Here is a 23,122-nt window from a genome sequence, read left to right on the forward strand (position 1 = left end):
ATATTGGCCGATACGCAAGATTGTTTGACCCGGGCGCCAAGCCGGGCCAGCAGGAAGGTCATGACGACAGGGGTGAAGAAGATAGACGCGCCAAAGATCGAGCCCGGCCGGGTCGACGGCCGCCGCGAACGCGGGCGGTCGAGCCACAAGCGCATCGTCGAGGCGATGATGGAGCTGATCGTCGCGGGCGACCTGTCTCCGAGCGCGGCGCGCGTCGCCGAGGAAGCCGGCATTGGCCTCCGTACCGTGTTCCGCCATTTCGACGATATGGACGCGCTTTATGCCGAGATCACGGCGACGATCACCGAGCGCGTGATGCCGATCGTCGTGGCGCCCTATCCCGACCAGCCGTGGCGCGCCAATATTGGGGAACTCGTCCGCCGGCGGGTCGACGTGTTCGAGGCGACGCTACCCTTCCGCCTCGCCGCCAACATCAAGCGTTACCAGTCGCCCTTCCTGATGGGGCAGTATAGCCGCGTCGTGATGCTCGAGCGCGAGCTGATCGTCCGCCTGCTCCCCGCTTCGGTCCGCGCCGACCGGATCGGCGTCGAGGCTTTGTGCGCCGCGCTGTCCTTCCAGACCTGGCGCACGCTGCGCCACGACCAGAGCCTGTCGGCCGAAGAGGCCGGGACGGTGATGGGGCAGATGGTCGAAGCGGTGATGACCACGATCGTCGAAGAAGATTGATGCGCGAAGCTTCGGTCCTGTTGTCGCTCGCAATGCTCGGCGCGCTCGCGGCGTGCGGCGAGGCGAAGGATGCGCCACTTGCCGAAGCGAAGGCGCCCGAATGTCCGGCGATGCCCGCAGAGGATTATGTGTGGATTCCGGGTGCAACCTTCGCGATGGGCGCCGACGCGCACCTGCCCGAGGAAGGCCCGGCGCGCGACGCGACCGTCGCGGGCTTCTGGATGTCGACGCACGAGGTCACCAACGCCGAATTCGCCGAATTCGTGAAGGCTACCGGGTACAAGACGCTCGCCGAGCAGGACCCGCCGAAGCTGCCCGGCGCGCCGCCCGATATGCTGATCCCGGGCTCGGCGGTGTTCACCGCGCCGACCGACGGCAATCCGAACTGGTGGCGCTGGGTCGTCGGCGCCGAGTGGCGGCATCCGGCAGGTCCCAAGACGAATATCGACGGACGCGGCCGCGAGCCGGTGGTGCAGATCGGTTATGACGATGCGCTCGCCTATGCCAAATGGAAGGGCAAGGCGCTGCCGAGCGAGGAGCAATGGGAGCTGGCCGCGGCGACCGGCGGGGCCGACCGCAATGTCCCGGTCGACAAGGCGGGCAAGCCGCTGGCCAATTATTATCAGGGCGCCTTTCCGGCGCGCGACGTCGGCACCGACGGCTTTACCGGTCGCGCGCCGGCCGCCTGCTTCCCCGCCGACCGACATGGCGTCCACGACCTCATCGGCAATGTGTGGGAATGGACGACGAACAAGGCGGGCGGCGAGAGCAATGTGATCAAGGGCGGCAGTTTCCTCTGCGCCGCCAATTATTGCGCACGTTACCGCCCGGCGGCGCGCCAGTTTCAGGAACGCAGCCTAGGCACCGACCATATCGGGTTTCGCCTGATCGACACGGCGCGCCCGGCGCCGACGGCGAAGACCCCAGACGAGGACTGACAGCAGGAGGGCGATCGCGCCGACCCACAGGCCGAGGCGGATCAGCCGCGGCTTGCCCTGCTGTTCGAAGGCATAGGCGTTGATCTGTTCGTCGGCGGTGTAACCCGCGGGCATGTCGAGCACGCCGTTCGCTTTCGCATAGGCGCGGTAATCGGCGATCATCGCGGCGAAGCGGTCGGGCTCGGCCGCGACCAGGTCGCGCGTTTCGCCGGGATCCACCTTGAGATTGAACAGGCGCCATTTGCCGTCTCCGGTCGGCGCGAGATTGCGCACCAGCTTGTAATCGCCACGAAACAAGGCGGCATTGCCCGACAATTCGTAACCGAGCGGCGCCTCGCCATGGACGCTGCCCGGCTGTCCTTTCAGCATCGGGACAAGGCTCCGCCCGGTCACGGGCTCGACCGCCTTACCCTGCCAGCTTCCGCCATGACCGGGCACGCCGGCAAGCTCGGTCAGCGTCGGCAAGATGTCGGTGACATGCGCGAGGCCATTGCTGATGCCGCCCGCGCGGATATCCGCATGGCCCGGCCATGCGATGATCAGCGGAACGCGCAGCCCGCCTTCGGTGGCGCTGAACTTGTACCCCGACAGGGGCGACGCCGCGGCGCTCGCCCAGCCCGGCCCGATCGCGGCAAAGCTGCCACGCCGGCCGATGTTCGCGGTCGCGAGGTCGTATTGCATATCGAGGTACAGGCGGTTGCGCAGGCTGCCGAACGGATTGGTCGGCTCGGCGCCATTATCCGAAAGGAAGACGAAGATCGTGTTCTCATAGTCGCCCGTGGCTTTGAGGTGCGCGACGAGGCGGCCGACCTCGCGGTCCATCGCGGTCGCCATGCCGCCATAGGCCTGCATCACGCGCACCGCGGCGGCGCGCTCATCGGCGTCGAGTTTCTTCCAGTCAGGCGTCGTCGCCATCGTCACGATCGGCACGCCCGCAGGAACGATGCCGAGCGCTGCCGCGCGCTTCGCCCGTGCGGCGCGGAGCGCGGTCCAGCCGTCCCTGTACATAGCCGAATAGAGCGCGATGTCGCTATCGGGCGCCTGGATGGGGATATGATTGGCGAGGAAGTTGATCGACGCGAGGAAGGGTTTGCCGCTTTTGCGGCCCGCCTCGATATAATCGATCATCCGCTGCACGACGAAATGCGACGAATAATAATCCTTCGGCAAGGTCGCGGGCCTGCCATTCTCGGTCCACGCGGCGCTGTCGTACATGCCCTCGATCGGGCGCTGTTCGAAATTGTCGGCGCCGGCATCGGCGAGGCTGTAGGCGCGGTCATAGCCGCGTGCGTGCGGCAGGCGCTTGGCATCGCTGCCAAGATGCCATTTGCCGGTGAGATAGGTGCGGTAGCCCGCCGCCTTCAGAAGCTGCGCGATCGTCACGACGCGCAGGTTCATCACCGTGTCGTAACCGGGCTTGCCGCGATGTGCGTCGGGGATCGTCTCGGGCATGTTGCCGAGCCCATTCCGGTGATTCATCACCCCCGTCTGGAGCATCGCGCGCGTCGGCGAGCACGATCCCGCGACATGGAAGTTCGAGAAGCGCATCCCCGCTTTTGCCAGTGCATCGATGTTCGGCGTCGCGATTTCGGAACCGAAGGAACCAACGTCCGAAAAGCCCCAGTCGTCGGCGAGCAGGATCACGATATTGGGATGCTTTGGCGCCGATGGAGCGCGCTGCGCCTGCGCGGGCGCTATCGCGATCAGGGCGCCGATAATGATGATGGCAGCACGCCGGGACCCGCCTAAGCGACCCGGCATTTAGTGGTCCTCCTGCGCACTGCCATCACTCCCACCCCCTCGGGATATGGCACTTACTATGTCAATATATCGCCGAGTCAATGGGGGCGATAATGGGCCGGTAACCCTATCGTTCGCGATACTCGGGCGCGCGCTTTTCGAGGAAGGCGGCGAGCGCTTCGCGATGGTCTTCGGTCGCCGAAAGGATCACCTGCTGACGGTCCTCGATCGCCATCGCGGCGTCAAGACTCGGCGCGTCGATGTTGAGGTTCAGCGCCTGTTTCGAGAGGCGGAGGCCATAGGGCGACGTCGCCAGCATCTCGTCGGCCAGCGTGAGGCCGCGGTCGAGCAATGCCGCTTCCTCGACGATCTCGCTGACGAGGCCCGCGCGCAGTGCACGTTCGGCATCGATGAAGCGGCCGGTCAGGATCATCTCCGACGCGAGGCTCGCGCCCACGAGGCGTGGGAGGAAATAGCTCGACGCCATATCGCACCCGCCAAGACCGATGCGGATATAGGCGGCGTTGCAGCGAAACGACGGCGCGGCATAACGCACGTCGGATGCGAGCAACAGCGACAGCCCGCCGCCGGCCGCGGCGCCGTGACCGAGCGCGATGATCGGCTGCGGGCAGGCGCGCATCTTGCGATAGATATTGCCGATGCGCGTCTGGGTGCGCAGCGTGCGGAGCACCGGGGTCTCGTCGCTCGTCCGGTCCTCCTGAATGTCGAGCCCGGCGCAGAAACCGCGCCCGGCACCGCGCAGGATGACGACACGAACGTCAGGGCGCTCGGCAAGCCCGCCGAAATAGGCATTGAGTTCGTCGACCAGCGCCTCGTTGAGCGCATTGAGGCGATCGGGGCGGTTGAGCGTCGCGATCTCGACCGCGCCGCACGCCTCGACCAGCAGCTCGGTCATAATGTCTGTCCGTCGTCGACGGTGATCACGCTGCCCGTGATGCCCAGCGCGGCGTCGGAACAGAGGAGGAGGAGCGGCGCGTGGAGGTCGCTCGGCGGGCGCATGCGCTGACGCGGGAAGCTCTTCACCATCGCGGCGCCGACGTCGCCCTCGAACAATTCGGCGGTCATTTCGGATTCGAAATAGCCGGGCTGGATCACATTGACGCTGATCCCGCGCCGCGCCCATTCGCGCGCGAGCGCTTTGCCGAGGTGGCGCACCGCCGCCTTGGTCGCGCCATAGACCGAGGTCGCGGGAAAAACCTTCTCGGCGGTGATCGAGCCGATCAGGACAATCCGGCCATGCTGCTTCTCGCGGCTGCCCGCCTTGTCGAGCCGCTTGGCGCCCTCGTTCGCGGTCAGGAAGACGCCGCGGACATTGGCCGCGAGCAGAAAGTCGACCTCGGCGACCGACAGGCTCATCGCCATCTTCTCGGTCGCGACCCCGGCGTTGGCGACGATCGTGTCGACGGTGCCGAACGCCGCCTCGGCAGCGTCATAGGCAGCAATCGTCGACGCCTCGTCGGTGACGTCCATGCTGACGGCAATCGCCTGCCCGCCCGCCGCCTCGATCGCCGCGACCTGTTCGGCGAGCTTGTCGGCGCGCCGCGCGGCGAGCACGACCTTCGCGCCCGCCGCCGCCAGCGCCCTGGCAAAGCCGGCGCCGAGGCCCGAAGACGCCCCCGTCACCAGCGCCACGCGTCCCGTGAGGTCGAATTTCGGTTGCTCCGCCATCATACTTCCTTTCCTTCGTTTGCTATGCATTGACCCTGATTGACGTTCACGTCAACTGGATGGACATGCTCGCCAGAAAACCGCAAGAAACCTATTGACGAACATATTTTGTTCTCCTAATGTTCTCTTGTGCACACCAAACCTCATCCCCCGTCGCGGCTGCCGAGCGCGGCGGGCGGGGGATAAAGGTTCCTCCTTTTGCGTTCTGCGGCCCGGCATGGCTTGCTCCGATGAGCAGCCCCGATCGCAAAGCAGCCAGGCTCTGCGTTTGCCCGATCTCCAGCATTGATCGCGATGGCAAACACCGCCACAAATGGCCTCGTCAAATTGGACGAAACAAGGGGCCTCCATATGTCAGCACCGTTCGGCGACGCCATGGATCGGACCTGAGCCAATGCACGCCGTCGAAACCTTCGAACTCGTCCTCGCCCTGCTCGCGCTCGTCATCGGACTGCACTGGCTGGCGCTGAAACTGCGCTGGCCGCCCGCGACCGCGCTCCTCGTCGGTGGCGGCGCGCTCGCCTTCATTCCGGGGCTGCCGGCGATCTCGCTCGACCCCGAACTCGCGCTCGTGCTCTTCCTGCCGCCGCTGCTCATGGACGGCGCCTATTTTACCGCGCTCGGCCGGTTTCGCCGTCACCTTCCCGGCATCCTGTCACTGGCCGTCGGCGCGGTGGTGTTCACGACGCTCGTCGTCGGCGTGGTCGTGCACATGATCCTTCCCGACCTGCCCTGGGCGGCCTGCTTCGCGCTTGGCGCGATCGTTTCGCCGCCCGACGCGGTGTCGGCGCGCGCGGTGCTGAAGGGCGTCCATCTGCCGCGCCGGCTCGAAGCCTTGCTCGAAGGCGAAAGCCTGCTCAACGACGCGACCGGCCTGATCCTCTTCCGCTTCGCCGTCGCCGCGACGCTCAGCGGGGTGTTCCACACCGGCGAAGCGATCCAGAGCTTTGCCTTTGTCGCGATCGGCGGGGTGATCGTCGGCGCGCTGGTCGCCGCGGGGTGGATTTTCCTCGCCAAGCGCCTTCAGGACCGCATGCTCGTCATGCTGATCACCATCCTGCTCTGCTGGGCCGCCTATATCGCCGGCGAAGCCGTGCATGTGTCAGGCGTCATCGCGACCGTCACCGCGGGCCTTGCGATGGGCTGGTATCAGCATGAGATCTTGTCCGCCGACGTCCGCCTCCGCGCCAATTCGGGGTGGTTCATCATGGTGTTCGTGCTCGAAGCGCTCGTCTTCATCCTGATCGGCTTTTCGCTGCGCGGCGCGATCGAACGGATCGGTGGGATCGAGGCGATGCCGCTGTCGTGGACCATCGTGATCGCCGCGGTCGTGATCACCGTGACCATCGCGCGCTTCGTCTGGATTTTCGGATCGGAGGCACTTCTGGGAATCGCCCGCAAGGTCGGACTGGAACGCGCGCGCCCGCTCGGCTGGCGACAGGCGACGGTGCTGAGTTGGGCGGGGATGCGCGGCGTCGTGACGCTGGCGGTGCCGCTGACCCTTCCCATCGACATGCCCGGCCGCGACCTGATGCTGATCTGCGCCTTCGCGGTGATCTTCGTGACCGTCGTCGCGCAGGGGTCGAGCCTCGGTATGGTCATCCGCGCGGTCAAACCCGTCGACACCGATCCGCCCGCCAAAATGGCGCTGCCCGCCGCCGAAGCCGCGATGGCGCGCGCGCGGTTCGCGGTCATCGAACGGCTCGCTTATGACGAGAATGGGACGCTGATCCATCCGATGATGCTCGAGGAACATCGCAAGCGGATGAACTTCATGGAGCGTTACGAGGCCGATGCGAGCACCGCGATGGACGGGTTACGATCGCATTTCGACGTGCTGCTCCAGGCGATCGCCGCCGGGCGCGCCGAGTTGCTTCGCATTCACCGCGCCGGCCTGATCGAGGATGAGGTTCTTCACGAACTCGAACGCGACCTCGACGTCGAGGAACTGGCGATGACCTTGCAGTTCGGCGAACAGGCCTAGCGCGCGGTCGACTGCGAATAGGGCCGCGCGCCCGACGCCTTGCCCCATGCGGTGTCGGGCTTGGCCTGCATCGTGAAGCGCAGCGTGCCGCCGCTGCGGATTTCGGCGTCCGAAATCCAGCTGCGCGTCAGCGGCTTGCCGTTGAGTTCGACCTTGCCGACATAGCGGTTCGCATCGGACAGCCCCGCCGTCTCGACGGTGAAGCGCTTGCCGCCGGGCAGGTTCAGCACCGCACGGTCAACGAAGGGCCGGCCGATCACATATTGGTTCGACCCCGGCGCGACCGGGTAGAAACCGAGCCCGGTAAAGACGAGCCACGCCGACATCTGGCCAAGGTCGTCGTTACCCGAGAGCCCGTCGGGAGTCGGCTTATACTGGCTGTCGACGATCTGCTTCAGCCGCTCCTGCGTCCGCCACGGCGCGCCGGCATAGGCATAGAGATAGGCGACATGGTGGCTCGGCTCGTTGCCGTGGATATATTGGCCGATCAGCCCGGCAATATCCTCGGCATGGCTGTAGTCGAGCTTTGACACGTCATAATCGAACATTGCGTCGAGCTTGGCGATTGTCTTCGCGTCGCCGCCGAGGATGCGGAAGAGCGCGGCCTGATCCTGCGGCACAAACCAGCTATATTGCCAGGCGTTGCCCTCGGTATAGTCCGAACCATAGTTGATCGCGGTCGGATCGAAGGGGGTGCGGAAGCTGCCGTCGGCCTTGCGCGCGCGCAGCCAGCCGGTCTTGGCGTCGAAGCTGTTCCGCCAGTAACCGGCACGTTTGTAGAAGCGGTCGGCGATATCCTTCCGCCCCATCTTCTCCGCCATCCGCGCGATCGTCCAGTCGTCATAGGCATATTCGACCGTCTTCGACGCCGCCTCGGGCTCGCGGTCGATCGCGACATAGCCGAGCTTGATATAGTCGCCGAGCCCGCCATAGGGGGCGTATTCGGCGCTCGCGACCATCGCGTCGAGCGCCTCGTTCGCGTCGAAATCGCCCACACCCTTCATATAGGCGTCGGCGATCACCGGGACCGCGTGATAGCCGATCATCGTCCATGTCTCGCGGCCGTGGAACTGCCAGACGGGCAGGATGCCGTGCGGGCTGTGCTTGCGGCTCGCGACGAGCGATTTGACGATGTCGCTGTTGGTTTCGCCGGGCTGGACGAGCGTCAGCAAAGGATGCTGCGCGCGGAACGTGTCCCACAGCGAAAAGGTCGAGCGGAAGGTGAAATCCTTCGCGGCGTGGACCTGATCGTCGGGGCCGCGATAGCGCCCGTCGACGTCGCTCCACACGCTCGGCGCGAGCAGGCTGTGATAGAGCGCGGTGTAGAGGTTGGTGCGCATCGGCGCGGGCGCTTCGATTTCGAGCGCGCCGAGCGCTTTGCGCCATTCGCCTTCGGTACGCGCACGAACGGTATCGAAGTCGGCACTTTCGGCATCGAGATTGGCGACAGCGCCCGCCTCGTCGACCCCGGAGAGCGCAACGCGGACTTCGAGCGGGCCACCGAGCTCACCGAAATCGAGCCGCGCTTCGAGCGCCTTGCCGAGCTTTTCGGCGAGCGCATCGCTGCCGCGGCCCGGCGCCTGGAACCCCTTGTAGGGAATCTTCTCGTCGCGATCGAGGAAGGCATGGGACTTGAGCGGCGCCGAGAAACGCATCGCGAAGAAGAGCTTGCGCCCGGGCGCCCAGCCGCGCGTCTCGCGGAAACCGGTGAGCGTGCCGTCGGGACGCAGGTGCAGCCCCGACCAGAGGATCTTGCCCGGATAATCATAGAGCGATGAGCGGAGGTCGAGCAGCAGGTGCGCGTCCTTGCCCTTTGGAAAGCTGTAGCGATGGACCCCGACGCGCGTGCCCGCGGTGAGTTCGGCGCGGATGCCGCTGTCGGCGAGCGTGACGGCATAATAGCCGGGGCTCGCCTTTTCGGTGTCGTGGCTGAAGCGCTGGCGATAGCCCGAACCGGGCTGTTTGGGATCGCCCGGATCGAGCTTGACCGCACCCACCTGCGGCATGACGAGAATGTCGCCGAGGTCCGAATGGCCCGCGCCCGAGAAATGCGTGTGGCTGAACCCCTGAATCGTCGGGTCGTTGTAGCTGTACCCCGCAGCATGATCGTAGCAGTCGCGGATCTGGCACGTCGCGTCGGTGTCGGGCGACAGCTGGACCATGCCGAAAGGCGCGGTCGCGCCGGGGAAGGTGTGACCCTCGGGGCCGGTGCCAATCATCGGGTCGACGAAGCTCAGCGGATCGGGTGCCGGCTGCTCGGCGAAGGACTGGATCGGCATAAGCGCGAGCAGCGCGGCAGCGGCGGACAGGCGTTTCATCGCGCCCTTGTGCCGCCGGGCGGGCGCGCTGTCCAACGGCGAAAGGCCAGATATCGCTACGCCGCCGTCGCTGCTCATGCGGGCGCGCCCACCGCGTCCATCGCCAGCGCGATCGCACCGAGCGGTCCCGCCATCGTCCCGAGTTCGGGTGCGGTGACATAAGCACCGTCGCCCGGAATCTGAATATAGCCCGAGAGGCTCGCTTCGAGCTTCGCGTTAATCCGGGGAAGCAATTGCGGCTGGCCGGCAAGCACGCCGCCGCCCATCGCAACGCGCATCGGGCCAGTCGTGCAGGCGAGCGAATGAACCATCGATGCAAGCGTGTGCACGATCGGTTCCCAGACCGGGTCGTCGGCCGCAACGTCCGCCATCGGCCGCCCGTTCAGCCGCGCATTCAATGCAGTGCCCGAGGCGAGCCCTTCGACGCAATCGTCATGGAAGCGGCACACGCTTGGCGCCTCGTCACCCTTCAGGCGCGGCACCAGGACATGGCCGATCTCGCTGTGGCTGAAGCCGCGCGTCGGTTTGCCATGGACGATCAACCCGACACCGACGCCGGTGCCGACAGTGACGTAAGCGAAATCGTCGAGACCGCGCCCGCTGCCCCAGCGAATTTCGGCGAGCGCCGCACCGTTGACGTCGGTGTCGAACCCGATCGGAACGTCGAACGCCGATCGCAGCGGCCCGAGCAGGTCGGCGCCCTCCCAATTGGGTTTGTTCGTCGCACCGATCTGGCCATAATCGGCCTTGGCCGGATTGACCCGGATCGGGCCGAAGGATGCGATGCCGAGGCCGCAGAAACCATGCGACCCGGCCCACTCGTCGAGCACCGCCTTGATCGCGGGCAGCGTTTCCCATGGCACGGTGGTCGCGATCGTCCGCTGGTCGCGAATGTCGCCCGGCCCCGCGGCGAGCGTGACGATGCATTTGGTGCCGCCGAGCTCGACGCCGGCGAACAGGCGCGCTTCACCGCGGTCTTTTGCGGGACCATCCATCAGCGCCACCCCTTCGCTCGATCGCTGAGGTTTCTGAAGGGTGCCGGGCCGCAGCGCAAGGCCGAACGTGTCGGGATTTGGAGAGATTTCACAACGCATTCCGTTCTTATCATTTTCTTTTCGCTACCAAAAACTTATCGCCACTTTGCTTCATGCGGGGGCGGAACCGAAGGAAGGCGGGCGGTCGGCCTTGGCGGTGCCGAACTCTGACGGCTTGGCGCCCATCTCGAAAACAAGCTCGCCGCCGCCGATGAGGTCGGCGTGCGCGATCCAGTTCTTGCTCCACGGCTTGCCGTTCCAGGTGACCGACTGGACATAGGGCCGGTCGGGAGCATTACCCTCGGCGCGGACGGTCAGCGTCTTGCCCGCGCCCACCGTCACCTCAGCGACGTCGAACAGCGGCGATCCGAAGACGTAAATCGCGCTCACCGGATCGACGGGGTAGAAGCCCAATGCCGAGAGGATGAACCACGCGCTCATCTGCCCGCAATCGTCGTTGCCGATCACGCCATCGGGGTCGTTCTTGTACATTTCGACGAGCAGGCGCCGGATCATCGCCTGCGTCTTCGCGGGCGCGCCGCAATAGGCGTACATGTACGCGACATGATGGTTCGGCTCGTTGCCGTGCGCATATTGGCCGACGAGCCCCGAGATGTCGGGCGGCGCATTGTCGGGCAAGGTCGAGGGCGCGTTGAACAGCGCATCGAGCTGCTTTTCGAACGCCGCGTCGCCGCCGAAATGATCGATCAGGCCGTAAATGTCATGCTGGTTGAGGAAGGTCGCCTGCCAGCCGTTCGCCTCAGTATAGTCGCGCCATTTCTTGACATTATGACCGATCTGGACCGGGTCATAATCCTTCCACCAGCTGCCGTCCTTGAAGCGCGGGCGCGCGAAGCGGGTTTCGGGATCGATGACGCCGCGGTAGTTCGACGCGCGCTTGCGCAGCGCCGCGGCGTCGTCCTTGGCGCCGACCGCATCGGCGAGATGCGCCATCGCCCAGTCGTCATAGGCATATTCCTGCGTCCGGCTGACCGATTCCCACACCTCGTCGCACGGGATGTAGCCGAGATCGTAGTAGAAGCTGCGGCCGAGCGTGCTGTCGATATCCTTGAAATCGCGGTCGAAGGCGCGGCGGCGGATGTTCGGCCAGGCGGCGGCATAATCGGCCTTGATCCCCTTGGCGTGCGCCTCGGCGAGCACCGACACGCCGTGCCACCCGATCATGCACGCGGTCTCGACCCCCTGCAGCGGCCAGACGAGCGGACCGGCGGGGCTCTGCGCGGTCTGGCGGCAGATGTCGCGGGTCAGGAGCGCGGCGCGGTCGGGGTCGATCAAAGTCAGTAGCGGATGGAGTGCGCGATAAGTGTCCCACAGCGAGTAGGTGCTGAACGCCTCCTCCCCTTTCGCCGCCTGATGCGCCTGCCGGTCGAGCCCGACATAGCGCCCGTCGCGATCGGTGAAGAGCGTCGGCGCGAGCTGCGCGTGATAGAGCGCGCTCGCCATGATGACGCGCTGCGCCTCGGTGCCGCCCGACACGCGGATGCCGCCGAGCGCCTTCGCCCAGCTGCCGCGCGCGGCCTTCACCGCGCCGTCGAAATCCCAGGCGGGAACTTCCTGCGCCAGCGCATCGCGCGCTCCCTTTACGTCGACCGCCGAAAGCCCCGTCTTGATCAGGATCGGCTGGCCGCCGGCGTCGTCGAAGAAGAAGGCGACCTTGAGCTTGTTGCCCTTGATCGACTTCGCGCCGTCGGGGGCGGGCTTGCCGTCGTCGCCGAAGAACTGGACGCGATCGGGCCTCCGCGACATCTGCATCGCGAAATAGATGCGCCGGCCCTTGGCCCAGCGATTGACCTGCCGCCCGCCGGTCAGCATGCCGTCATCGCCGAGGTCGAGCGACGCGTCCTCGACGACAATACCCTTGTCCCAGTCATCCTCGATCGCATGCGCGAAATCGATCAATATATGCCCCGGCCCCTGGCCGAAACGATAGCGGTGCAGCCCGCAGCGTTCGGTGACGGTGAGCTCGGCGAGCACGCCGGTCTCGAGCTTCACGCGGTAATAGCCGGGCTCGGCATGTTCGTCCGAATAGCGCTGGCGATAGCCCTCGCCGGGTTTCTCGATCGTGCCGGGTTCGAGCTTCAGTTCGCGCCGCGTCGGCACCACGAGAATGTCGAGCATGTCGCCGATGCCGGTGCCCGAGAGGTGCGTATGGCTGAACCCCATGATAGAGCCATCTTTCTGATGATAGCCCGAGCAGGCATCCCAGCCATGCGTGTTCGTATCGGGGCTGAGCTGCGCCATCCCGAACGGCAGCGAGGCTCCGGGGAAGGTGTGGCCGTGCCCGCCGGTGCCGATGAAGAGGTTCGGCTTACCGATGGCGAGCGCCTCGCCCGCAGCGCGCGAGCAGCCGGCGGGGATCGCGCCGCCGAGCGCGAGCAGGCCCGTGGTGGCGAGAAGCTGGCGGCGGCTGGTATTCATCATCATGTCGTTCCTCACAGCGGCCGCGCCAGCAGCGCGGGGCGCTTGTCGGCGACCTCGACGATCAGCTGGCCGAACAGCGCGTTCGCCCACGCGAACCAGCTGCGCGTGAAGTTCTTCGGATCGTCCTTGTGGAAGCTTTCGTGCATAAAGCCGGTGCCGCCGTGCGTCGTTTTCAGCCAGCGCAGGCACTGGAGGATCGTCGCATCGTCGTCGGCGTTCATCGCGCGGGTAATGATCGACATCGGCCAGATCATGTCGAGCCCGATGTGCGGCCCGCCGATGCCCTCGGCCGCCGCGCCCTTGAAGAAATAGGGATTGCGGTCGGACCAGGCGAGCGCCGCGGTGCGCAGGAAGATCGGATCCTTCCGGTCGACGACGTCGATCAGCGGCAGCCCCGACAGGCTCGGCACATTGGCGTCGTCCATGAAGACATAATTGCCGAAGCCGTCGATTTCATAGGCCCAGACCTGACCGCCCTTGCCGTCGTCGATCAGCGCATGCGCCTTCAGCGCGGCCTCGACCTCGGCGGCGAGCGTCTCGGCTTCGGTCGCCGCCGCATTGTCGCCGCGCGCTTCGCGGTGGACGGTCGCGATCTTGCGCAGCACCGACACCGCGAACAAATTCGACGGGATCAGGAAGGGATAGAGACACGCATCGTCCGACGGGCGGAACATCGAGTGGATCAGCCCGACCTTCTTCGTCGGCGCGCCATAACCACTCAGCATCAGGCTGTCGGTGGGTTGGAGCGCCGGTCGCTGGAAGCTGTATGGCCCCGGCCCGTCCTTGCGCTGTTGCTCGCGGAAGGTCGCCACCGCGAGCTTCATTGCGCGCGACCATGTGTCGTCGAACGGCGCCTTGTCCTTCGTGCGCGTCCAATATTCGTGGGACAGCCGCATCGCGTAGCAGAGCGAGTCGATTTCCCATTTCCGCTCGGCGACGCCGGGCTTCATCTCGGTCTTGTCGGTCTGCGACCATTCGAGTTTCGACGGCGCCGTCGGATCCTTGTCGAACGCATTGGCATAGGGATCGATCAGGATGCAGCGCGCCTGCCGCTGGATCAGCCCCTGAAACAGCCGCTTGAGCTTCGCGTCCTTGGCGACGAGGTGGATATAGGGCTGCACCTGCGCCGAGCTGTCGCGCAGCCACATCGCCTCGATATCGCCGGTGATGACGAAGGTGTCGGGGCGGCCGTCGAGCGTGCCGGTCTGCACCGTCGTGTCGAGCGTGTTCGGGTAGCAATTCTCGAACAGCCAGGCGAGCTCGGGGTCGGCGATCTTCGCCTTCACGCGCGAAATCTCGGCCTCGATCGCGGGGCTGGCGAAAGCGCGCTGCGCGGGTGCGGGGCGCTTGCTGGCGAAGGCGCCGGCGGCGCGTGCGGCGGCGGGCATCGCGGCCGCCAGCGCAAGCGCTCCGGCGCCGGCCATGATCTCGCGGCGGCTCTGGGTCATGTTCATCTCCGAAATCACTTGGCGGGCGCGCTGATCGAGAAGGGCGCGTCGGCGGGGGCGGTGCCCCATTGCTTGTTCGGCTTGGCGCCCATCACGAAGTCGACCGTCCCGCCCTGCGACAAAGCGCCGTGGGTGAAATAGGTCCTCGTTTGTGGTTTCCCGCCGAGCGCCACCGACTGAAGATAGACGTTCGCATTGCTGTTGTTCGCGGCGTTGATCGTCAGCGTCTTGCCGTTCGGCATCGTCAGCACCGCCTTCTGGAACAGCGGGCTGCCGATCGCATATTCGCCCGTCGCCGAGGCGACCGGGTAGAAGCCGAGCGCCGAGAAGACATACCAGGCCGAGGTCTGGCCATTATCCTCGTCGCCCGGATAACCGTCGGGCGCCGACGAATAGAGCTTCGCCATGATGTCGCGCACATGGTGCTGCGTCTTCCACGGCGCACCCGCCCAGTTATAGAGATAGGGCATATGCTGGATCGGCTGATTGCCGTGGGCATATTGACCCATGTCGACGATCTGCATCTCGCGGATCTCGTGGATCACCTGCCCATAATAGCTTTCGTCGAAGATCGGCGGAGTGGTGAAAATCGCATCGAGCCGCTCGACGAATTTCTGCCGCCCGCCCATCAGGTTCATCAACCCCTGAACATCCTGCATCACCGCCCAGCTGTAATGGAGCGCGTTGCCCTCGGTGAAGGCGTCGCCCCACTTATACGGGTTGAACGGGGTCACCCACGAGCCGTCCTTATTGCGACCACGAATCCAGCCGCTCTGATTGTCGTAGAGCTTCTGGTAGTTCAGCGCGCGCTCGCGATATTTCTTGGCATCGGCGTCCTTGCCGAGCGCTTTCGCGAGCTGCGCGATCGAGAAGTCGGCGGTCGCATATTCGAGCGTGCGCGCGGCATTCTCGTTGATGCCGACGTCATAGGGGACATAGCCGAGCTGGTTGTAATATTCGGCGCCCTCGCGCCCGACGGCGGCGATGACCTTGCCCGCCTTGTCCTTCGGGCGGCCCTCGCTCGTCGTCGCATTCTTGATCATCGCTTCGTACAGCGTCTCGACGTCGAAGCCGCGCACGCCGTTGTGATAAGCGTCGGCGATCAGGTTCGCCGAGTTCGACCCGATCATCACGTTGCGATAGCCGGGGCTCGCCCATTCGGGCAGCCAGCCGCCTTCCTTATAGGTGTTGACCAGCCCCTGCATGATCTGGCTGTCGAGGTCGGGGTACATCAACGCGAAGAAGGGGAAGACCGCGCGCCAGGTGTCCCAGAAACCATTGTCGGTGAACATGTAACCATCGTGCACCTTGCCGTCGTACGGGCTGTAGTGGACGATCTTTCCGTTCGCGTCCGTTTCATAGAAGACGCGCGGGAATTGCAGCATCCGGTACAGCGACGAATAGAAGGTGCGGACCTTTTCGGGGTCGGGATCGGTGACGCGGATGCGTGAGAGTTCCTTCTCCCACGCCGCCTTCGCCTTCGCCTGCGTCGCGTCGAAGCTGTCGCTGCCGATTTCGCTGCGCAGGTTCAGCAGCGCCTGTTCGGGGCTGATGAACGACGAGGCGACGCGGACGTGAACCTTGTCGCCCTTCTTCGTCTTGAAGCTCAGCACCGCGCCGACATGATCGCCCTCGCGCGCGAGTTCGTTCGTCGGCGCGTTGTCGCCCGCCCAGGTGCGCGCGAGCGTGAAGTCGCGGTCGAATTCGGCGACGAAATAATTGTGGAAATTGTCGGGCACGCCGCCGTTGTTGTTGCGGACATAGCCGGTGATGCGGCGGTTCTTGACGTCGACCTTGACCATCGATCCGCCCGCGAGACCGTCGAGCAGGATATGCGCGTCATCGCTTTCGGGGAAGGTGAAGCGGAACTGCGCGGCGCGCGTCGTCGGCGCGACCTCGGCGGTCACGTCATAGTCGGCGAGATAGACTTTGTACGAATAGGGCCGCGCGACCTCAGCCTTGTGGCTGAACCAGCTGCCGCGTTCCTGCTGCTTGACCTTCACCGGCCCTGTTTCGGCCATCAGCGCGAAGGCGGCATAATCGTTCATCCACGGGCTCGGCTGATGCGTCTGCTTGATGCCGCTGATCTTCTCGCCGTCGTAGGTATAGCCCCAGCCGCTGCCGGGCTCGCCCGTCACCGGAGTCCAGCTGTTCATGCCGAAGGGCACCGCGACCGCGGGATAGGTGTTGCCGTACGACAGGCGATAGCTGGAATCGGTGCCCATCAACGGATTGACGTAATCGACGAGCGCGGTCTGGTTCGCAGCCGATTGCGCGAGGGCGACGGGCGCACCGACGCTGGTCAGCACGAGCGCGCTTGCCGCGGCGCCCAGCATCGTCTTGCGGATCGTCTTCACTTCGTCTCTCCCCTGTTTGCCGTTCGTGCCGGCAGCGGACGCGCTGCGACGCCCTCGTTTGTCATTTTCACCGGCGCGATCGTGCCGTCGGCGTTGAAGATCATGCGGTCGATCGCGAGCTGGCGGCGCTCGCCGCTCGTCTGGTCGAGCGGGCGGCGGTGATAGGCGATATACCAGTCGTCGGTGCCGGGCACATTGACCACCGAATGATGCCCCGCGCCGCGCGCGATCTTGAAATCCTGGCTGAGTATCTTGCCCATCGGCTTGAACGGCCCGGTCGGCGACGGCCCCATCGCATAGGCGACCGAATAGTCGGGACCGGTCCAGCCGCCCTCCGACCACATCAGATAATAGACGCCCTTGCGCTTCACCATGAACGAGCCCTCGACATAGCCGGGGGGCGTGATTTCCTTATAGGTCGTGCCGTCGGCGAAGGGCACGATCGAGGTCAGGTCGTCGCCGAGGCGGACGACGTTGCAATGCTTCCAGCCGCCATAATAGAGATAATGCTGCCCATCATCGTCGCGAAAGACGAACTGGTCGATCGGCTGCGCGCCGTTGTGGAAGGCGTCGATCAGCGGCTTGCCGATCGCGTCCTTGAACGGCCCCTCGGGGCGGTCGCTGACCGCGACGCCGATGCCGCCGCGCTGGTCATCCGACTGGATGTCGTTGGCGCCGAAGAAGAGATAATATTTGCCGTCTTTCTCGATCGCCGACGGCGCCCACACGGCATAGGCGGCCCAGGCGACATTCTCGACGTCGAGGGCGTGGCTGTGCTTCGTCCAGTGGACGAGGTCGGGCGACGAAAAGACGTTGAAGAAGGTCTGGTAATGATAGGACGGCCGGACCGTCTTCTGTTCGCGCAGCTTCTTCTGCTGCTCGTTGAAATGCTGCGAGAGATCCGGCGTCTCGCCATGATCCGAATAGGTCGGATAAATCCAGTAGCGGTCGCCGAAAACACGGATTTCGGGGTCGGCGTACCAGCCGGGAACGATCGGATTCTCTGCCGCGGCCGTGCCCGCCATTAGCAGCGCCGCACCAAAAACCAGCGATTTCAATCCGACACGCACCCTGCATCGCTCCCCGCTTCGTTCATTATCATAATCACACCCGCTCGCCCGGAAAGAGGTGGGTGGCTCCTTGCGGAGCCACCCAAGGGGGAGAGCTGGGGTATGGGCCCCATCAGAACTTGTACGAAACGCCAACGTAAGCGCGGCGGCCGAAGTAGTTGCTGCGAACGAAGCGGTCCTTGGTGTCGTTACCAAGGTGCTGGCGCTCTTCCGACTTGGTCAGGTTGATGACCGAAGCGGTGAGCATCAGCCCGTCCATCAGCTCGTACGAGGCGTTGATGTCGACCTGTTCATAGGGGTCAGTGTAGATGTTGAGGCCCGATGAGAGCCCTTCGACCCTTTCGCCGCGACGATTGTACGAAGCGCGGACGAGGAATTTGTCGGTTTCGTAGAAGACCGACGCGTTGACCTGCGTCTTCGCGCTGCCGACCAGCGCCGACTTGCCGACCGTTTCGCCGTCGAGCGTGATGTCGGCGACCGAAGTGTCGTTATAGGTGAAATTCACCTGCGCACCGAGACCGAAGTCGAAGGTATGCTGCGCGTAGACTTCAACACCCTGCGACCTTGCGTTCGAACCGTTGGCGACGGTCGAATAGGGCTGGATCAGCACCTGCTCGCCATTCACTTCGCGCGTCACGTCGAGCACGAGCGGAACGACGAAGTCCGACACATCCTTACGGAACAGGCCGACACCGAGCACCGAGCCGCGCTTGAAATACCATTCGACACCAAGGTCGTACTGCCAGGCCGAGAAGGGCTGAAGGTCGGCGTTGCCGCCGCTGCCCGACCAGCCTTCGAACTCGCCGAACTGGCCGCGATCGAAGGCATAGGCTTCCGAACGATAGGTGAGCGAGCGCTGCGATCCGAGATCGTTGAACGACGGGCGCGCAATCACCTTGGCGACCGCGCCGCGGACGACGATATCGGGGGTGACTTCATAGACGACGTTCAGGCTGGGGAGCCAGTCGGTGTAGCTCTTCGACTGATCGACCTGCGTGTTGACGATCACCTCGCGTTCGGCGAGCGGCCGTACCTGGCAGTTGCCGTCGGGAGCGAGCGGCACATTCGGATCGAAGGGTCCGCCCGGACCGTCGACGCAATAATCGTTGAGGAATTGCAGACGATCCGACGTCAGGCCCGACTGCTTGGTGTGCGCGACGCGGACACCGATGTTGCCGCGCAGCGGGCCGGTCGCGAAGTCGGCCTGCACATAGCCGGCGAACACCTTTTCCTTCAGGTCATAGGTGTTGTTCGGTTCGGGCACGCGCACCGAGGGGCCATAGGTGTCGTTGATATAGTCGAGATAATTGCTGAAATTGATGCCCGGGAACGAGCTTGCATTGAACCCGCCGGCGATGTTGCCGATCGGCTTGTCATAGAAATATTCCGGCCGTGCCACCGCGCCCGCGGGCGTATCCTGATACCGCCGCTTGGTCGCCGGATCGGCATACCATTCGTTACGGCCGGTTTCGCGATGGATGCTCATCTCGCGCCATTTGCCGCCGACACGGAACGCGCTGAGGAAACCGTCGAAGCGGCGGACGAGATCGAGCTGCGCATAACGCTGCGAGAGCGCGCTGTTGGTGAAGCCCGAACCCGTCGAGCCGACGTCGATCTGCGCGATGCCGTTCTTGATATTTTCCTGCAGTTCGGGCGAGAATTCCATGTTGAGATTGCCGCCGGTGAAATCCCACGCGCTCAGGAAGTTGCCATTCTGCTCCTGCCCGGGGATCGTCAGGCGCGGCTTCACGGCGACGCCGAAGCGCATCGACGGACCGCCCGTCGCCTTCGTCTTGCCGAATTTCAGCACTGCGTCGAAATTGTCCTGATTCCAGGCGACCTCGGTCTCGAACGTGTTCGAAACCTGCTTTTCGCGGCTATACGACCCGGCGAGCTGCGGCGTTTCCATCGTGCAAGGTGTCGGCCGGGTAAGGCAGCCGGTTCCCGCGGCGGGCACCTGGAAATTCGCCGACTGGAAGATCGTGCCACTCTCATCAAAGGTCGGCGCGGTGAAGAAATTGCCATAACCCCATTCGGGGATCTTCAGCACATTGCTCTGCCAGTTGCTCTTGTAATCGAAGCGGAAATAATTGGCGGTGACGGTCAGGTTTTCGATCGGGCGCATCTGCGCGGTCGCCTGGATGCCAAGGCGCTTGCGCTGCTGGGAAAAGACTTCGGCATTGACCGACTGCGGCGCCCAATAGCCCGAATAATGCTTGCCGTCCTGCCCCGTCACACCGGTGCCCGGCCAATAGGAAATCGCGTCGTCATTCTCGAACGGATTGCCGTTGACGTCGGTCGCAGGGGTGATGATGTCGCCGTTCGGGGCGCGGTCGCTCCACCAGCGCCAGGTTTCCGTCGAGCCGCGCAGTTCGCGGTTCGCCCGTTCCTGATAGGTCGCGCCAATGAGGAAGCCGAGCCGCTCCTCGGGATCTTTCCATGAAATTTGGCCGGCGATCTGCGGATCGAACTTCTTGGTCGTGTCCGAATAGGTGCCTTCGGCCGAAACGAAGCCCGACCAGGCCGGCAGGTCGAACGGACGGCGGGTGTTGAGGATCACGGTGCCGCCGACGCCGCCCTCTTCGAGCCGCGCCTCGGCCGACTTATAGACTTCGGTGCTGGCGATGAAGTTCGACGGCAGCAGGACATAGTTGAACGAGCGCGACGGATCGCCGCTGTCGGCGCCGGCGATGAAATTGCCGTTGAGCAGCGTCAGCGTGAGGCCTTCCTGCAGCCCGCGAATGCTGACGCGGCTGCCCTCGCCGCCGTCGCGCGTGATGATGACACCGGGGACGCGCTGCAGCGCGTCGGCGACGTTCTTGTCGGGAAATTTGCCGATATCCTCGGCGGTGATCACTTCGATCAGCGAGTTCGCTTCGCGCTTCTGCTCGAGGCTCTGCTCGATCGACTTGCGATAGCCGGTGACGACGATCGCATCGCCCGGCGCCTCTGCCGCTTCAGCGGCAGGCGGCTGCGGCGCCGGTGCTGCCTGCGCATAGGCCTGCCCGGCGCTGCACAGTGCCGCGAGCGTGCCCGCACCCAGCATCAGTTCGCGCACCAGCGCCGCGCGCCGCGCCGTCTTCGCGGAATGGATTTGTCCTGCCTTCATCACATCGACCTCCCTGTTCGAGGGGCTGTTCGCCCCCACTCGTTATTCGGCGCTTTCGGAGTCGCCGAGCAGCGGATCCCCGGACCCGTTGAGCCTCTATCAGAATATAAAAAACAATTTGTCAAAATAAATTTTTCGAGCCGGTGGCGGGACGCGATGAATCGTTACAGACCCGTCACAAAGGCACAGTTTTTCGCAGTTTTGCGTGGGTATCGACTCGCGGCCGCAGGTCGCCGCGCCCGCCATCCCCGACTCCGGGGACGGCAGGTGCCATCACGCTTTCGCCCGAGGCCGGTCAGTCCGGAGTCGGGGTCGTCCACAGCGGCGCGGCGATCTCGGCCAGCGCCTCCGCCGACGCCTTCGGCACCGCGCGGTCATAGGTCAAAAGACCGTTGATCTCGTCCTCGACATCGGTCGTCTGGGTGTAGACCGAAGCGCTGAGCCCATTCTCCTTCGCCTGCCGGATCACGCCCTCCATCTTGCGGCGGAAGCGGACGAGATATTCCTTCTCGTCCTGCGCGACCTGATAGCTCCAATTGCCCTTGCCCGGCTTCCAGATATGCCCCGGCACGGGGAAACCCACCCCGCCATATTCGCCGAGCACGATCGCGCGGTTGGCCTGTAGCGGCGGCGTCCTCGGCACATCCTCATAGGTGTGGATGTCGAGCATTTCCGATACACCCGGCGCGACGTCGACCCAGCCCGAATTGGCGTTAACGAGCCGCGAGGGATCGAGTCCCTTCACGAAGCGTGCGAGCGTTTCCGAATCATATTGACCCCACCCCTCATTGTTGACGACCCACGTCACGATCGAGGGGAAGGCACGCAGCTCGCCGATCATTTCGGACAATTGCTTCTGCTGCTCGGCGAGCGTTTCCGACGGGAAGATCGCCTGATACTGGCTGGTGCCGGCGAGATATTGATCCTCGCCGCCGCCCGAGGGCATGTCCTGCCAGATCAGCATGCCGAGCCGGTCGGCGTCGTGATAATAGCGCGCGGGTTCGACCTTGATATGCTTGCGCAGCATGTTGAACCCCGCCTTCTTCAAAAAGACGATATCGCTCTTCATCGCCTCTTCGGACGGCGGCGTGTACAGCCCGTCGGGCCACCAGCCCTGATCGAGCGTGCCGTGCTGGAACAGCGGCTTGTTGTTGAGCAGGATCGCGGGCTGCCCCGCGACGCGGCCGGGCCCGATCGACACTTTGCGCATCGCGAAATAGGCGGCGACGCTGTCGCGCGGCGCGCCCTCGACCCGCGCCTTCGCATAGACGCGGCTTTCATGGTCGGTGAAGCGCGAGTCATAGGCCTTGCGGTCGCGCTCCTTTTCGCCCGCATAAGGATCGGCGATCGTCACCAGTTCGGCCTTGAGGTCGTAGAGATGCGGATCGTCGGGCGACCAGAGATGCGCGTTGGGCACCGCGAGCGTCGCGCGCCGGTTGGCGCGGATGATCGTCGAGGCGATCGGCTTGCCGCCCGCACTCGCGGTCAAGCGCACCGCGTCGGTATCGTTCGCCCAGCCCGAGAGCGCCACCTCAACGTCGACAGTGCCGCGGTCGATATCGGGGGTCGCGCGCACCTCGGCGATGTGGAGCTTCGGAACCGGCTCGATCCACACCGTCTGCCAGATGCCGCTAACCGCGGTGTACCAGATGCCCGCGGGGTCGAGGATCTGCTTGCCGCGCGGCTGCGTGCCCGCGCTCGTCGGGTCGGTCACCTCGACGATCAGCTCGTTCGCGCCCGCTTTCAGATAGGGGCTGATGTCGAAACCGAAGGCATCGAACCCGCCCTTGTGCGATCCGACGACCGATCCGTTGACGCGCACGGTCGCTTCATAATCGACCGCGCCGAAATTGAGCATGACATTCTGGCCGCGCCAGTCGGCCGGGACGGTGAAGCTGCGGCGATACCAGACGCGGTCGTCGGGCGTGACCTTGCGCGCGACGCGCGAGAGTTTCGATTCGACGGGGAACGGCACGAGGATCTGGCCGTCCATCGCCGCTGGACGCTCGGCCGCCTTCGGCGCGATCGCATAGTCCCACAGGCCGTTGAGATTGACCCAGCGCTCGCGCACCATCTGCGGGCGGGGGTAAAGGCGCCAGGCGTTTTCGGGGGTCACCTCCTTGCCCCAGCGCGTCATCAGGTCACTGGTGTAGACGGCGCCCTCCGCGGGCGGCGAGGCGGTCTGCGCGTACGCCGCGACCGGTGCGAGAGCGAGAAGGGAAGCGGTGATCAAAAACTTGCGCATGGGATCTGTCCTGTTGGAATGAGGGGAGCCCAGGACCAGAGGGGGATGGCGGGGTCCTGGG

At 64.9% G+C, this 23,122-nt stretch carries 14 protein-coding genes; 3 read left to right on the forward strand and 11 right to left on the reverse strand.

Annotated features, from left to right (window positions below):
* The first annotated feature begins 60 nt into the window (after positions 1-60).
* On the forward strand, positions 61-687 hold the full coding sequence (locus tag V8J55_RS01465) for a TetR/AcrR family transcriptional regulator (protein ID WP_336444062.1): 627 nt from the start codon (positions 61-63) through the stop codon (positions 685-687).
* Entirely contained in the window at positions 687-1,625 is a 939-nt protein-coding gene (locus V8J55_RS01470) for a formylglycine-generating enzyme family protein (protein ID WP_336444063.1), read from the forward strand. Before V8J55_RS01465 ends, V8J55_RS01470 begins: the two co-directional genes overlap by 1 nt.
* Here V8J55_RS01470 and V8J55_RS01475 read toward each other — a convergent pair.
* The 3 genes from V8J55_RS01475 to V8J55_RS01485 all read right to left on the reverse strand — a co-directional run bounded on the left by V8J55_RS01475 (position 1,545) and on the right by V8J55_RS01485 (position 5,054).
* Complete coding sequence (locus V8J55_RS01475; RefSeq protein WP_336444064.1) at positions 1,545-3,386, reverse strand: arylsulfatase; 1,842 nt, start codon at positions 3,384-3,386, stop codon at positions 1,545-1,547. The genes V8J55_RS01470 and V8J55_RS01475 overlap by 81 nt on opposite strands.
* A 106-nt stretch (positions 3,387-3,492) precedes the next feature.
* On the reverse strand, positions 3,493-4,281 hold the full coding sequence (locus V8J55_RS01480) for an enoyl-CoA hydratase/isomerase family protein (RefSeq protein WP_336444065.1): 789 nt from the start codon (positions 4,279-4,281) through the stop codon (positions 3,493-3,495).
* A complete protein-coding gene (locus tag V8J55_RS01485) occupies positions 4,278-5,054 on the reverse strand; it encodes an SDR family NAD(P)-dependent oxidoreductase (protein ID WP_336444066.1) in 777 nt (258 codons plus the stop codon). Before V8J55_RS01485 ends, V8J55_RS01480 begins: the two co-directional genes overlap by 4 nt.
* 394 nt (positions 5,055-5,448) lie before the next feature.
* On the opposite strand from V8J55_RS01485, the gene V8J55_RS01490 reads away from it, so the two are divergent.
* A complete protein-coding gene (locus V8J55_RS01490) occupies positions 5,449-7,038 on the forward strand; it encodes a Na+/H+ antiporter (RefSeq protein ID WP_336444067.1) in 1,590 nt (529 codons plus the stop codon).
* Here the strand turns inward: V8J55_RS01490 and V8J55_RS01495 are convergent.
* The 8 genes from V8J55_RS01495 to V8J55_RS01530 form a co-directional block, all read right to left on the reverse strand.
* Positions 7,035-9,317, reverse strand: a complete 2,283-nt coding sequence (locus V8J55_RS01495) for a GH92 family glycosyl hydrolase (RefSeq protein ID WP_336445688.1) — start codon at positions 9,315-9,317, stop codon at positions 7,035-7,037. The genes V8J55_RS01490 and V8J55_RS01495 overlap by 4 nt on opposite strands.
* Before the next feature lie 113 nt (positions 9,318-9,430).
* Positions 9,431-10,351, reverse strand: a complete 921-nt coding sequence (locus V8J55_RS01500) for an ROK family protein (protein ID WP_336444068.1) — start codon at positions 10,349-10,351, stop codon at positions 9,431-9,433.
* A 150-nt stretch (positions 10,352-10,501) separates the two neighbouring features.
* Positions 10,502-12,832, reverse strand: a complete 2,331-nt coding sequence (locus V8J55_RS01505; protein WP_336444069.1) for a GH92 family glycosyl hydrolase — start codon at positions 12,830-12,832, stop codon at positions 10,502-10,504.
* An 11-nt stretch (positions 12,833-12,843) separates the two neighbouring features.
* Complete coding sequence (locus V8J55_RS01510) at positions 12,844-14,280, reverse strand: glycoside hydrolase family 125 protein (protein WP_336444070.1); 1,437 nt, start codon at positions 14,278-14,280, stop codon at positions 12,844-12,846.
* Positions 14,281-14,294: 14 nt separating this feature from the next.
* Positions 14,295-16,616 carry a GH92 family glycosyl hydrolase gene (locus V8J55_RS01515; protein ID WP_336445689.1) on the reverse strand — a complete coding sequence of 774 codons (2,322 nt, stop codon included), beginning with the start codon at positions 16,614-16,616 and terminating at the stop codon, positions 14,295-14,297.
* Positions 16,617-16,633: 17 nt separating this feature from the next.
* A complete protein-coding gene (locus V8J55_RS01520; RefSeq protein ID WP_336444071.1) occupies positions 16,634-17,707 on the reverse strand; it encodes a glycoside hydrolase family 43 protein in 1,074 nt (357 codons plus the stop codon).
* 112 nt (positions 17,708-17,819) lie between these two features.
* Positions 17,820-20,816, reverse strand: a complete 2,997-nt coding sequence (locus tag V8J55_RS01525; RefSeq protein ID WP_336445690.1) for a TonB-dependent receptor — start codon at positions 20,814-20,816, stop codon at positions 17,820-17,822.
* 295 nt (positions 20,817-21,111) lie between these two features.
* Positions 21,112-23,061 (reverse strand): glycoside hydrolase family 2 protein, encoded by a 1,950-nt coding sequence (locus V8J55_RS01530; protein ID WP_336444072.1) that lies wholly within the window; start codon positions 23,059-23,061, stop codon positions 21,112-21,114.
* Positions 23,062-23,122 lie beyond the last annotated feature (61 nt).

The sequence above is a fragment of the Sphingopyxis sp. CCNWLW2 genome (assembly GCF_037095755.1).
Lineage (GTDB): Bacteria > Pseudomonadota > Alphaproteobacteria > Sphingomonadales > Sphingomonadaceae > Sphingopyxis.

Coding starts and splice junctions, on each gene's coding strand:
- V8J55_RS01465 (WP_336444062.1), top strand. CDS start 61: ATGACGACAGGGGTGAAGAAGATAGACGCGCCAAAGATCGAGCCCGGC.
- V8J55_RS01470 (WP_336444063.1), top strand. CDS start 687: ATGCGCGAAGCTTCGGTCCTGTTGTCGCTCGCAATGCTCGGCGCGCTC.
- V8J55_RS01475 (WP_336444064.1), bottom strand. CDS start 3,386: ATGCCGGGTCGCTTAGGCGGGTCCCGGCGTGCTGCCATCATCATTATC.
- V8J55_RS01480 (WP_336444065.1), bottom strand. CDS start 4,281: ATGACCGAGCTGCTGGTCGAGGCGTGCGGCGCGGTCGAGATCGCGACG.
- V8J55_RS01485 (WP_336444066.1), bottom strand. CDS start 5,054: ATGGCGGAGCAACCGAAATTCGACCTCACGGGACGCGTGGCGCTGGTG.
- V8J55_RS01490 (WP_336444067.1), top strand. CDS start 5,449: ATGCACGCCGTCGAAACCTTCGAACTCGTCCTCGCCCTGCTCGCGCTC.
- V8J55_RS01495 (WP_336445688.1), bottom strand. CDS start 9,317: ATGCCGATCCAGTCCTTCGCCGAGCAGCCGGCACCCGATCCGCTGAGC.
- V8J55_RS01500 (WP_336444068.1), bottom strand. CDS start 10,351: ATGGATGGTCCCGCAAAAGACCGCGGTGAAGCGCGCCTGTTCGCCGGC.
- V8J55_RS01505 (WP_336444069.1), bottom strand. CDS start 12,832: ATGATGAATACCAGCCGCCGCCAGCTTCTCGCCACCACGGGCCTGCTC.
- V8J55_RS01510 (WP_336444070.1), bottom strand. CDS start 14,280: ATGACCCAGAGCCGCCGCGAGATCATGGCCGGCGCCGGAGCGCTTGCG.
- V8J55_RS01515 (WP_336445689.1), bottom strand. CDS start 16,616: ATGCTGGGCGCCGCGGCAAGCGCGCTCGTGCTGACCAGCGTCGGTGCG.
- V8J55_RS01525 (WP_336445690.1), bottom strand. CDS start 20,816: ATGAAGGCAGGACAAATCCATTCCGCGAAGACGGCGCGGCGCGCGGCG.
- V8J55_RS01530 (WP_336444072.1), bottom strand. CDS start 23,061: ATGCGCAAGTTTTTGATCACCGCTTCCCTTCTCGCTCTCGCACCGGTC.